Genomic DNA, 11,760 nt, shown 5'->3' on the forward strand with positions numbered 1-11,760 from the left:
CCGCTGCTGCGGATGTCCGGGGTGGACTTCGCCTACCAGCCCCGCCAGCCCGTGCTCACCGGAGTGGAGCTGGCCGTCCTGCCCGGTCAGCGGCTGGCCGTGGTGGGGCCCAACGGCGGCGGGAAGACCACCCTGTTCCGGCTGGCGGTCGGTGCCCTCAGCCCGGACGCGGGACTCATCGAGGTGGCCGGGAGCCCGGTACGGCGCACCCGCGCCGGCCTGCTGGAACTGCGGCAACGGGTGCAACTGGTGCTCCAGGACCCGGACGACCAGTTGTTCTCCGCCAGCGTCCGGCAGGACGTCTCGTTCGGACCGGTGAACCTCGGGCTCCCCGCCGAGCAGGTGCGGCAACGCTGCGACGAGGCGCTGGCCGCGTTGCAGGTCACCGCGCTGGCGGACCGCCCCACCCACCTGCTCTCGTACGGGCAGCGCAAGCGGGTCGCCATCGCCGGGGCGGTGGCGTTGCGCCCGGAGCTGCTGATCCTGGACGAGCCGACCGCCGGTCTCGACCCGGCGGGCGTGGAGGCGCTGCTGCGTACCCTCGACGACCTGCACGCCGACGGGACCACCATCATGGTCTCCACCCACGACGTCGACCTGGCGTTCCGCTGGGCGGACGAGGTGGTGGTCGTGGCCGGCGGCGGCGTACGCCGGGTGCCCACCACCGAGGCGCTGGCCGACCCGGAACTACTCACGGCAGCGCGGCTGACGCCCGCATGGGCACCCCTGGTGCACCGGCTGATCGACCGGCTACCCGAGCTGTCCGGGGCCCGCCCCCGATCCGCCGCCGAACTGGCGGCGCTACTGACGACCACCGAGGAGAAGGCCGGATGACCGCCGGGACGACCAAGTGGCGGCTGCTCATCCTCGGTGGCACGGCCGAGGCCCGTGCGCTGGCGGCGGCCGTCACCGCCCGCCCCGACGTCTGGGTCGTCTCGTCGCTGGCCGGGCGGGTGGCCGACCCCCGGCTACCGGTCGGCGAGGTACGCATCGGCGGGTTCGGCGGCGCGACCGGCCTGGCCCGATGGCTGACCGAACAGCGGATCGACGCGGTGGTGGACGCCACCCACCCGTACGCGGCGCGGATGCGGGTCTCCGGCATCGACGCCGCCGCCACGGCCGGCGTACCGCACCTGCGGTTGGAGCGGCCGGGCTGGACGGCGCAGCCGGGCGACCGCTGGCACCGGGTGCCCGACCTGCCCGCCGCAGTGGCCGCGCTGCCAGCGCTGGGGCGGCGGGTGTTGCTGACCACCGGTCGGCAGAGCCTGGGCGCGTTCACGCCCCTGACCGACCTGTGGTTCCTCGCCCGGGTGGTCGACGCCCCGGACGGCCCGCTGCCGGCGCACGTACGCCTGCTGCGCAGCCGGGGACCGTACACGGTGGACGGGGAGACCGCGCTGATCCGCGAACACCGGATCGACGTGGTCGTCACCAAGGACAGCGGCGGCGCGCTCACCGAGGCGAAGCTGACCGCCGCCCGTCACCTGGGTCTGCCGGTGCTGATGGTCGACCGGCCGACGCCGGCCCGTCCGCCCGCGACGGTGACCACGGTCGACGACGCGGTGCGCTGGCTGGACCGGCACCTGCAGGCTGGGTGATCGGACGCCGCCCAGCTACCCGTCTTTGCCGGTTTCGTCGTCGGGCCGGTCACGGATGCGCTGCTGCTCGGTCAACCATTGCGCGACTGCCCGCTTGCCCGCCCGATAGTTGAGGTAGTCCTGCGCGTCGACCTTGCCGCCGCTGTACTTGTCCAGAATGGCGACCACCTGCTCGGGCGGAAGAGTGAAGTTCTCCAGCGACTCCAGGCCGTACACCCGCCGGCCCTCGTGCCCGCGGTTGAAGCGCCTCCTGATCCGCACACCGGGCGCCACCTGGATCTCCAACACCGGATTGCTCCAGTCGGTGCCAATCTTCACCGCCGTCAGCATCTCCACCGAGCTCCACGGCAGCCGCGTCGTGGCACCACGCGCCCGAACAGTCATCCCCGCCTCGTCGACGTCAATGTAGAACGACCAGAAGAGGGCAACCAAAGCACAGGCGAAAACGAGAAACATGGCCGCGCTGAGGTACATGAAAGGCCCTGAGTTGTTGAAGGCAGAGCTCGGATCCGCCGCAGTAGCCCGGGCCGCGACCCAACCACCAGCCCCAAGGACAGCCGGAAACAAGTATCTCCCGCGCATCTTCGCCGTGTTCCGCCGCAGCCGCACCCCTTCGTCCACCAGACCATCATGCACAGCGGCGGCACTCCGACCGCCCGCACAAGGTGGTCGCCCACGCTTGGGCCACGTCCCACCGGTGCCACCTACATCAAGATCAGCTCGACGACCCCGTCGTGGTCGGGCCCGGGTGGCCGACCGCCGGCCCGCACGTGCGGCACGGCCCGGGTGGTCGCTGAGCTGCGCCAGCCGGGCCGGTCGTCGCGTCAGGCCGGGTAGGTGCGCGGCGTCCAGACCACCACCGACTCGTCGCCCCGGGTGCTGACCTGGGTGGTGGACGAGCCGATGATCAGCAGGCACTTCATGTCGACCGTCTCCGGGTCGAGGTCACCGAGGGACACCACGGTGAGCTTCTCCCCCGGCCGGCCCACGTCCCGGGCGACCACCACCGGGGTCTTCGGGTCGCGGTGCCGCAGCAGGACGTCCTTGGCCGCGCCGACCTGCCAGCGGCGGCTGGCCGAGGCCGGGTTGTAGAGGGCCAGCACCAGGTCCGCCGCCGAGGCGGCGGCAAGTCGGGACTCGATGACCGGCCACGGCTTGAGCCGGTCGGAGAGGGACAGGATCGCGAAGTCGTGCCCGAGCGGCGCGCCGATCCGGCTCGCGGCGGCCTGGGCGGCGGTCAGGCCGGGCAGCACCCGCACCGGCACTCCGGCGAACCGGGGTTCGGCGGTGGCCACCTCGTAGACGGCGCTGGCCATCGCGAAGACGCCCGGGTCACCGGAGGAGACCACCACCACCCGGGCCCCACCGAGCGCCAGGTCGAGGGCGTGCGCGGCCCGTTCGGTCTCCACCTGGTTGCCGGAGGTGTGCCGCTCCTGGCCGGGGCGCACCGGCACCCGGTCCACGTACGGGCCGTAGCCGACGAGGTGTTCGGCCTCGCGCAGCGCCCGGCCCACCTCCGGGGTGAGCCAACGGGGCCCGGCCGGGCCGAGCCCGATCACGGTGACCTCGCCCTGGCCGGTGACCGGCGCCGGGGCGGGCAGGTCGTCGCGGGCCGCCGCGCTGGTGGGGCTGGGCAGCAGGGCCAGCGAGAAGTACGGCACCTCGTCGGCGGGAACCTCCGCCAGCGGGGCGTGCCGCCCCCGGGACGAGGTGGCCCGCTCGACGTACCAGGTCTCCGGCAGGCGGCCGGCGTCGTCGAGGGCGGCGCGGACGTTGTCGAAGGTGCGGCCGAGCTTGAGCACGGCGGCGGCGTCGGTGTCGGCGAGCCGGCGGGCCAGTTCCTCGGCGGGCAGGGTGCCGGGCAGGATGGTCAGCACCTCGTCCCGTTCGACCAGGGGGCGACCGAGGACGGCCGAGGCGGCGCTGACCGAGGTCACCCGGGCACCACCTCGGCGGGGAACCGGTGCGCGAGGCGTTCGTGCAGGTACATGTAGGAGCCGTAGAACATCGGGTCACCGGCGCAGAGGACCACGACGGTACGCCCGGCGGCGAGGTGCACGGCGAGCCGTTCGGCGCTGTCGTCGTAGAACTGCCGGATGACGCCCTCGTAGCCGCCCGGGTCGTCGGTGTCCTCGGTGGTCACCGGGTAGACCAGCGGTTCCTCGACGTGGTTCTCGCGTAGGAGGCCCTCGGCGATGGAGCGGGCGATGCTGCGGCCGTGCCGGGCCGAGTAGTAGGCGACCACGTCGGCCTCGGCGATCAGCCGGGCCGCCTTGACGGTCAGTAGTTCGGGGTCGCCGGGGCCGACGCCGACGCCGTAGAGCCTGCCGATTGCGGACACGTTCACTCCACCTCGTTCGCGATGCCGTTGACCGCGGCGGCGGTGACCGCGCTGCCGCCCCTGCGACCGTGTACGACCAGGTACGGGATGCCCGCCGGGTGGGCCGCGAGGGCCTGTTTGGACTCGACGGCGCCGATGAAACCGACCGGTACCCCGATGATCGCGGCGGGTCGGGGTGCCCCCTCGTCGATCATCTCCAGCAGCCGGAACAGCGACGTCGGGGCGTTGCCGATGGCGACGACCGCGCCGTCGAGCCGGTCCCGCCACAGCTCCATCGCGGCGGCGCTGCGGGTGGTGCCGAGTCGCGTGGCCAGCTCCGGCACCGCCGGGTCGCGCAGGGTGCAGACCACCTCGTTGTCGACGGGCAGCCGGGCGCGGGTGACCCCGGCGGCGACCATGGCCGCGTCGCAGAGGATCGGCGCACCGGCGGCCAGGGCGGCGCGGCCGGCGGAGACCACGTCCGGGTGGGCCTGCACGTCGTCGACGAGGTCCACCATGCCGCAGGCGTGGATCATCCGGACGACGACCTGGCCGACGTCGGCCGGCAGTCGGGACAGATCGGCCTCGGCGCGGATGGTGGCGAAGGAACGCCGGTAGATCTCGGCGCCCTCGCGGACGTAGTCGTAGCTCACTGTGCTCCCCGTGCCTGTGCCAGTCGGACGCCGAGCGGGCCGTGCTGTTCCCCCGCCGGGCCCGCGACACGGTATCCCGAGCCGGTGGCCACCGCCAGAGCCACCGGCCCGGTCGGCCGTCCACAGCACCGGTCGCAGCCGGCCCAGTGCAGCGGCAGCGCCTCGGAGGAGCGGGGCCCGGCAGCGGCGAGGGCGGCGGCGGCATCGGCCCGGACGTCGGCCAGGGCCTTCTCGCAGCCCGGCCGGCCGGTGCAGGAGGTCACCCCGACCCACGGTGAGGCCGGGTCGACGACCAGCCGGGCGGCGGCCAGCGTGGACACCGTCGTGGGCTCGGCGGACCCGACGACGACCGTGCGCCACGGGGTGACCACCAGGTCGGAGCCGTCCGCGACGGCGGCGAGCGTGTCGGCCTGGTCGGCGGTGAGCCGGCCGAGCGGGGCTGCGACGACGACGAACCCGCCGGGGTGGACACCGACCGGGGGCGGCGCGCCGTGCGGTGGCTCCACCGGCGGGGCGTGCGGGCCGCCCAGTTCGGCGGTGATCGCATCCGGCGCGTCCGGCAGGTCGGCGATCCGCCACAGTCCGGTACGCCCAGCGCAGAGCCGCAGGAACACCCGGGCGGCGGTGACCAGCGCGGCGGGCACGTCGGTGGTGACCCGCAGGCCGACGTCCCGGCCGTCGACCAGCAGCGCGCCGGTGCCGGCCGTCCAGCAGAGGTCCGCGCCGAGCCCGGTCACGTCGCCCCGGCCGTCGTCGAGGGCGATCAGGAACCGGCCACTGAGCCCGGCCAGGTCGGCGGCGGCGCAGAGCGCGGCGTCCACCGCGCCCACCAGCGGGCGTACGTCGGCGTGGCCGGTGTCGTCCAGCCCGCTCAGCGGCGAGGCGACGATGTTGCGGACCCGTTCGTGGGTGGCGCTGGGCAGCAGACCCACCCCGGCCAGCGCGGTGGCGATCCGGTCGACGCCGTCCGGGTCGGTGATGCCGCGCACCTGCACGTTGCCCCGGGAGGTCAACTCCAGCGTGCCGTCACCGTCGCGGCGGGCCGCCGTGGCCAGACAGCGCAGTTGGGCAGAGGTGATCCGGCCGCCCGGAATCCGGACGCGGACCAAGGCCCCGTCGGCGGCCTGGTGGGCGCGGAGCGCTCCCGGGCACCGGTCGTCGGCAGGACGACGGGACGGGGAGGAGACATCAGGCACCTGATCATCGTAGAGTCGTGGCACTCGGCGCGGATCCGCGTCGAGATCAGCATCACGCGGTCGGTGTGGAGGAACCCGGTGTGAGTCCGGGGCGGTCCCGCCACTGTCACCGGATGCGGCGCTCGCGCCGTGCCCGGGAGCCAGACACTCCGGCTGGCCGCGACCGACGACCACGGGCGCGGACCCGAGGAGGAGTCAGCCATGTCTGGCCGCGATGTCTCTATCCTGCTGCTGTCCACCTCGGACACCGACCTGCTGAGCGCGCGGGCCAGCGCGGCGGCGTACCGGCTGGCCAACCCGGCCCGGCTCGGCGACGACCCGGCGGAGCTGTCCGCACTGCTCGACGGCGTCGACCTGGTGGTGGTCCGGATCCTCGGCGGTTACCGGATGTGGCAGCAGGGCCTGGACACCCTGCTCGCCGGGGACGTGCCGGTGGTGGCGCTCGGCGGCGAGGCGCTGCCCGACGCGGACCTGATGGCCCGCTCCACGGTGCCGCAGGGCATCGCCACCGAGGCGCACGCCTACCTCGCCCAGGGCGGCCCGGACAACCTCCGCGAACTGCACGCCTTCCTCGGCGACACGGTGCTGCTGACCGGGCAGGGCTTCGCGCCGCCGGCCGAGCAGCCCACCTGGGGAGTGCTGGCGCGCGACACCCGCACCGCGCCCGGACACCGTCCGGACACGGTCGACGGGCCGACCGTGGCGATCCTCTACTACCGGGCGCACCAGCTCAGCGGCAACACCGCCTTCGTCGAGGGGCTCTGCGCGGCGGTCGAGGACGCCGGCGGGGTGCCGCTGCCGGTGTACTGCGCGAGCCTGCGTACCGCCGACGAGGAGCTGCTGCGCACCCTCGGCCGGGCGGACGCGCTGCTGGTCACGGTGCTCGCCGCCGGTGGCACCCGGCCGGCGGAGGTGTCCGCCGGTGGTGACGACGACGCCTGGGACGTGGGCGCGCTGGCCGCGCTGGACGTGCCGATCATCCAGGCGCTGGCGCTGACCAGCGACCGGCGGACGTGGGCGGAGAGCGACGACGGGTTGAGCCCGCTGGACGCGGCCACTCAGGTCGCCGTACCGGAGTTCGACGGGCGGCTGATCACCGTGCCGTTCTCGTTCAAGGAGACCGACGCCGACGGGCTGCCGCACTACGTGGCCGACCCGGAGCGGGCCCGGCGGGTGGCCGGGATCGCCGTACGGCACGCCCGGCTGCGGCACGTCCCGCCGGCCCAGCGGCGGATCGCGGTGGTGCTCTCGGCGTACCCGACCAAGCACGCCCGGGTCGGCAACGCGGTCGGTCTGGACACCCCGGCCAGCGCGGTCCGGCTGCTGCGGGAGCTGCGGGACCGGGGCTACGACGTCGGGCCGGTCGACGGTCCGGACGCGCTGCCCGGCCTCGTACCCAGCGGGGACGGCGACGACGCCGACGGCGACCGCTTCATCCACGCCCTGATCGCCGCCGGTGGGCAGGACCCGGAGTGGCTCACCGACGAGAAGCTGGCCGGCAACCCGGTGCGGGTGCCGGCGGCCACCTACCGGCGCTGGTTCGACGCGCTGCCGGAGGACCTGCGCGAGGCGATGACCGAGCACTGGGGTCCGGCCCCGGGTGAGCTGTTCGTCGACCGGTCGACCAACCTCGACGGGGACATCGTGCTGGCCGGCCTGCGCGCCGGAAACGTGCTGCTGATGATCCAGCCGCCGCGCGGATTCGGGGAGAACCCGGTGGCCATCTACCACGACCCGGACCTGCCGCCGACGCACCACTACCTGGCCGCCTACCGCTGGCTGGACGAGGAGTTCGGCGTGCACGCCGTGGTGCACCTGGGCAAGCACGGGTCGCTGGAGTGGCTGCCCGGCAAGAACATCGGCCTGTCCGCCTCGTGCGGCCCGGACGCCGTCCTCGGTGAGCTGCCGTTGATCTACCCGTTCCTGGTCAACGACCCGGGTGAGGGCGCACAGGCGAAGCGCCGCGCGCACGCCACCATCGTCGACCACCTCGTCCCGCCGATGGCCCGCGCGGAGAGCTACGGCGACATCGCCCGCCTGGAGCAACTGCTCGACGAGTACGCCAACATCTCCACCATGGACCCGGCGAAGCTGCCGGCGATCCGGCAGCAGATCTGGACGCTCATCCAGGCCGCCCGCCTCGACCACGATCTCGGGCTGGACCAGCGCCCGCACGACGCCGAGTTCGACGAGTTCCTGCTGCACGTCGACGGCTGGCTCTGCGAGATCAAGGACGCGCAGATCCGCGACGGCCTGCACGTGCTCGGGGCGGCGCCGACCGGCGAGGCCCGGGTGAACCTGATCCTGGCCATCCTGCGCGCCCGGCAGGTCTTCGGCGGGCAGGTCGGCGCGGTGCCCGGCCTGCGGACCGCGCTCGGTCTGGACGAGACGGCGGCGGAGCAGACCGCCGAGGTGGACCGGGTCGAGGCGGTCGCCCGGCGGCTGGCCGAGGCGATGGAGCGGCACGACTGGGCGCCCGAGGCTGTCGACGGCGTCTGCGCCGAGGTGCTCGGCGCCGATGATCCGCACACCGACGCCGTCCGGCCGGTGCTGGCCTTCGCCGCGACCGAGGTCGCGCCCCGCCTCGCGGGCACCACCGGCGAGGTCGACGCGGTGCTGCACGCCCTCGACGGCGGGTACGTCCCGGCCGGACCGAGCGGCTCCCCGCTGCGCGGGCTGGTCAACGTGCTGCCGACCGGCCGGAACTTCTACACCGTCGACCCGAAGGCGATCCCGAGCCGGCTGGCCTGGGAGACCGGGCAGGCGATGGCCACCTCGCTGGCCGAGCGGTACCGCCGGGACACCGGCGAGTGGCCCCGGTCGGTCGGGCTGTCGGTGTGGGGAACCTCCGCGATGCGTACCGCCGGCGACGACATCGCCGAGGTGCTCGCGCTGATCGGCGTGCAGCCGTCCTGGGACGAGATGTCCCGCCGGGTGACCGGCTTCGAGGTCGTCCCCCTCGCCGACCTGGGTCGGCCCCGGATCGACGTGACCGTACGGATCAGCGGGTTCTTCCGGGACGCCTTCCCGCACGTGGTGCTCCTGCTCGACGACGCGATCCGGGCGGTGGCCGCCCTGGACGAGCCGGACGAGGACAACTACCTCGCCGCACACGCCCGCGCCGACCTGGGCGACCACGGCGACGAGCGGCGGGCCACCACCCGCATCTTCGGCTCCCAGCCGGGGGCGTACGGGGCCGGGCTGCTGCCGCTGATCGACAGCGGGAACTGGCGCGACGACACCGACCTGGCCGAGGTGTACACGGTCTGGGGCGGTTTCGCCTACGGTCGCGGCCTCGAGGGACGACCGGCCCGGCAGGACATGGAGTCGGCGTACCGGCGGATCGCGGTGGCGGCGAAGAACACCGACACCCGCGAGCACGACATCGCCGACTCCGACGACTACTTCCAGTACCACGGCGGCATGATCGCCACGGTGCGGGCGCTGACCGGACAGGCGCCGCGCGCGTACATCGGCGACAGCACCACGCCCGACGCGGTACGGACCCGCTCGCTGACCGAGGAGACCGCCCGGGTGTTCCGGGCCCGCGTGGTGAACCCGCGCTGGATGGCGGCGATGCGCCGGCACGGGTACAAGGGCGCGTTCGAGATGGCCGCGACGGTGGACTACCTGTTCGGCTACGACGCGACCGCCGGGGTGGTCACCGACTGGATGTACGAGCAGCTCGCCCAGAGCTACGTGCTGGACGAGGAGAACCAGCGCTTCCTGCGCCGGTCGAACCCGTGGGCGCTGCGCGGCATCGTCGAGCGGCTCACCGAGGCCGCCGACCGGGGCCTGTGGGCCAAGCCCGATCCGGCGCTGATGGACGCGCTGCGCCAGGCGTACCTGGAGGTCGAGGGCGACCTGGAGGACGGCGACTGAGCCCGCCCGGGGCTGCGCCTGAGGGTTACCTGGAACACGGGGACGGCCGCAGTCGCCTGCAGCCGTCCCCGGTGGAGTTACCTGCTCAGCAGGTGGTGTTGCGTCGCGGAACCCAGCCGTCGATGTCCGGGTACTCGGCGCCGTGGCCGTAGATCCATACGTCGTCGTCCTCGGCCCAGCCGTGCCAGTGATACCGGAACCCGCGCCCGGCCGTCAGGGTCCGCAGCACCGAGCCGTGCGGCGAGCTACGCAGCCAGGTGTTCTCCGTCAGGGTGCAGATGCTCCCGGGCGCGTCGCTCGCCGAGGCCGGGGCGGCCACCACGGCCGAGCCGGCGAGAACGACGGTCATGGCCGCCATCACGTGCAGAATTCGGCGCTTCACTCGTATCCTTCCTCGTGTTCCTGTGATCGGCCTGCGCGTCGACGGCAGGGGACAACCATCCCCGGCCTGGGTCACACCGAGCAGGTGGTGTTGCGAGCCGGCACTCAGCAGGTGGTGTTACGGGCCGGGACCCAGCCGTCGATGTCCGGGTACTCGGCGCCGTGGCCGTAGATCCAGACGTCGTCTCCGACCCAGCCCGAACCGTGATACCGGAACCCGCGCCCGGCCGTCAGGGTACGCAGCACCGAGCCGTGCGGCATGTCGCGCAACCAGGTGTTCTCCTTCAGGAGGCAGACGGTGCCGGGAGCGTCGCTCGCCGAGGCCGGGGCGGCCACCACGGCCGAGCCGGCGAGAACAACGGTCACGACCGCCATCGTGTGCAGAAGCCGACGTTTCACTCTTGTCCTTCCACTGTGGGCAGATGCGGCTCTCATTGTGATCACGTCGCCTGCCGGTGGGTATGGGAAGCCCTCACCAACCGGCCCGCCTCCTGGTCGCACAAGCAGCCAGGGGGTGGCCGCAGACGATGCGGCCACCCCCTGTGCGCGACTGTTTCTCAGCAGGTGGTGTTGCCAGCCGGCACCCAGCCGTCGACCGACGGGTACTCGGCGCCGTGGCCGTAGATCCAGGTGTCGTTGTCGATCGCCCAGACCTCGCCGTGCCAGCGGAACCCGCGACCGGCAGTCAGGGTGAGCAGCACGGAGCCGTGGGGCGCCGTGCGCAGCCAGGTGTTCTCCTTCAGGTTGCACACGAAGCCGAACCGGTCACTCGCCGAGGCCGGGGCGGCCGCCACGGCCGAGCCGGCGAGAACGACGGTCATGGCCGCCAGCACGTGCAGAATTCGGCGCTTCACTCGTGTCCTTTCGATGTGGGCAGGTACGGCCCCAATTATCGATCAACACGAGCGTCGGACGGTATGGGAAACCCTCACCAACCGGTCCGGCCGGGGCGCCTCATCCCCGACCACACGAGCAGGCGGGGGGGTGGTCGCAGGCGAGTGCAGCCACCCGTTCGGGCCACCTTTGAACGCTCTACCGGGACTCCCCCCTGCCCGGTAGACGCGGCTGACCACCCCGTCTCGCGCGGCCGACCTCGACCCCCGACCGAACCGGTCAGCCGACCACTCCGCCGCAGGAGAACTCGCCACCGGTGACGAAGGCGGAAACTTCGGCACCCCAGCCCGCCCCGGGGACGTCGATGACCATGATCGCCGGGTCGCTGGACGTACCCGTCCCGTAGAACTCGCCCGTAGACCAGAGCCACGAGGCAAAGTCCCGCAACTTGCCGAACCGCTCGGCGTTCTTCATCTCGCTGAGAAACAGCGGCGCAAGAAAGTCGCTACCGCTGAGAAACTTGTCGAGCTCGAGGCCGTAGCGCAGGTCGTCGAGTCCGACCTTGACCTCGGGGATGGCGATGTTCAGCCCCCAGTCGGTCACGGAGAGACCGTTCGCCGACTCCAGCAATGGCATGTTGAACCCGACGAACACGGAGAGCCCGACCGATCCCCCAGCCCCAAGCCGAGCCGGACACTGGTGACGTTGACCTCGTGCCAGCTGTTGTCGACGGAGTCGACCCGGACGGCTACTCCCTCGAACGACTCGGCACCGAAGATGGCGATCCCGCCGACCTTCCCTCCGGCGCCCACCCACGTCTGGTCCTCGCGAAAATCCATGACGTCCTCCGATGCATTTCGCTCTGGTGTGGTTCCTTGGGCGACCGATGGAACGCC

At 73.0% G+C, this 11,760-nt stretch carries 11 protein-coding genes, 1 pseudogene and 1 riboswitch; of the genes and pseudogenes, 3 read left to right on the forward strand and 9 right to left on the reverse strand.

From position 1 onward, the window contains the following. Positions 1–12 precede the first annotated feature (12 nt). Entirely contained in the window at positions 13–834 is an 822-nt protein-coding gene (locus GA0074692_RS09820) for an energy-coupling factor ABC transporter ATP-binding protein (protein WP_091653130.1), read from the forward strand. Continuing rightward, positions 831–1,598, forward strand: a complete 768-nt coding sequence (locus tag GA0074692_RS09825; RefSeq protein WP_091642140.1) for a cobalt-precorrin-6A reductase — start codon at positions 831–833, stop codon at positions 1,596–1,598. The genes GA0074692_RS09820 and GA0074692_RS09825 overlap by 4 nt, the downstream gene beginning before the upstream one ends. Positions 1,599–1,613: 15 nt before the next feature. Here GA0074692_RS09825 and GA0074692_RS09830 read toward each other — a convergent pair whose 3' ends face one another. The 5 genes and pseudogenes from GA0074692_RS09830 to GA0074692_RS09845 form a co-directional block, all read right to left on the reverse strand. Further along, positions 1,614–2,219 carry a hypothetical protein gene (locus tag GA0074692_RS09830; RefSeq protein WP_245730255.1) on the reverse strand — a complete coding sequence of 202 codons (606 nt, stop codon included), beginning with the start codon at positions 2,217–2,219 and terminating at the stop codon, positions 1,614–1,616. Between the two features lie 203 nt (positions 2,220–2,422). Continuing rightward, a complete protein-coding gene (gene cobJ, locus GA0074692_RS35845; RefSeq protein WP_342672863.1) occupies positions 2,423–3,259 on the reverse strand; it encodes a precorrin-3B C(17)-methyltransferase in 837 nt (278 codons plus the stop codon). Positions 3,260–3,358: 99 nt separating this feature from the next. Then, positions 3,359–3,945: pseudogene (locus tag GA0074692_RS35850) on the reverse strand (precorrin-2 C(20)-methyltransferase); the annotation flags it as partial. Next, positions 3,942–4,571 carry a precorrin-8X methylmutase gene (locus tag GA0074692_RS09840; protein WP_091642143.1) on the reverse strand — a complete coding sequence of 210 codons (630 nt, stop codon included), beginning with the start codon at positions 4,569–4,571 and terminating at the stop codon, positions 3,942–3,944. The pseudogene GA0074692_RS35850 and the gene GA0074692_RS09840, both read right to left, overlap by 4 nt. Further along, positions 4,568–5,767 carry a hypothetical protein gene (locus GA0074692_RS09845; RefSeq protein ID WP_091653139.1) on the reverse strand — a complete coding sequence of 400 codons (1,200 nt, stop codon included), beginning with the start codon at positions 5,765–5,767 and terminating at the stop codon, positions 4,568–4,570. The genes GA0074692_RS09840 and GA0074692_RS09845 overlap by 4 nt, the downstream gene beginning before the upstream one ends. A gap of 68 nt (positions 5,768–5,835) precedes the next feature. Further along, positions 5,836–5,917, forward strand: a riboswitch (cobalamin riboswitch). A gap of 51 nt (positions 5,918–5,968) precedes the next feature. On the opposite strand from GA0074692_RS09845, the gene cobN reads away from it, so the two are divergent. Next, positions 5,969–9,649: a cobaltochelatase subunit CobN gene (gene cobN / locus GA0074692_RS09850; RefSeq protein WP_091653143.1), complete on the forward strand. Its 3,681-nt coding sequence runs from the start codon at positions 5,969–5,971 to the stop codon at positions 9,647–9,649. A gap of 85 nt (positions 9,650–9,734) precedes the next feature. On the opposite strand, the gene GA0074692_RS09855 is transcribed toward cobN, so the two are convergent. The 4 genes from GA0074692_RS09855 to GA0074692_RS09870 form a co-directional block, all read right to left on the reverse strand. Then, complete coding sequence (locus tag GA0074692_RS09855) at positions 9,735–10,031, reverse strand: hypothetical protein (protein ID WP_141725214.1); 297 nt, start codon at positions 10,029–10,031, stop codon at positions 9,735–9,737. A gap of 104 nt (positions 10,032–10,135) precedes the next feature. Next, on the reverse strand, positions 10,136–10,396 hold the full coding sequence (locus GA0074692_RS09860) for a hypothetical protein (protein ID WP_141725215.1): 261 nt from the start codon (positions 10,394–10,396) through the stop codon (positions 10,136–10,138). A 191-nt stretch (positions 10,397–10,587) separates the two neighbouring features. After that, a complete protein-coding gene (locus GA0074692_RS09865) occupies positions 10,588–10,884 on the reverse strand; it encodes a hypothetical protein (RefSeq protein ID WP_141725216.1) in 297 nt (98 codons plus the stop codon). Between the two features lie 259 nt (positions 10,885–11,143). Beyond that, positions 11,144–11,518, reverse strand: a complete 375-nt coding sequence (locus tag GA0074692_RS09870; protein WP_091642158.1) for a hypothetical protein — start codon at positions 11,516–11,518, stop codon at positions 11,144–11,146. Between the last annotated feature and the right edge of the window lie 242 nt (positions 11,519–11,760).

Origin of the sequence: Micromonospora pallida (assembly GCF_900090325.1) — a bacterium.
GTDB lineage: Bacteria > Actinomycetota > Actinomycetes > Mycobacteriales > Micromonosporaceae > Micromonospora > Micromonospora pallida.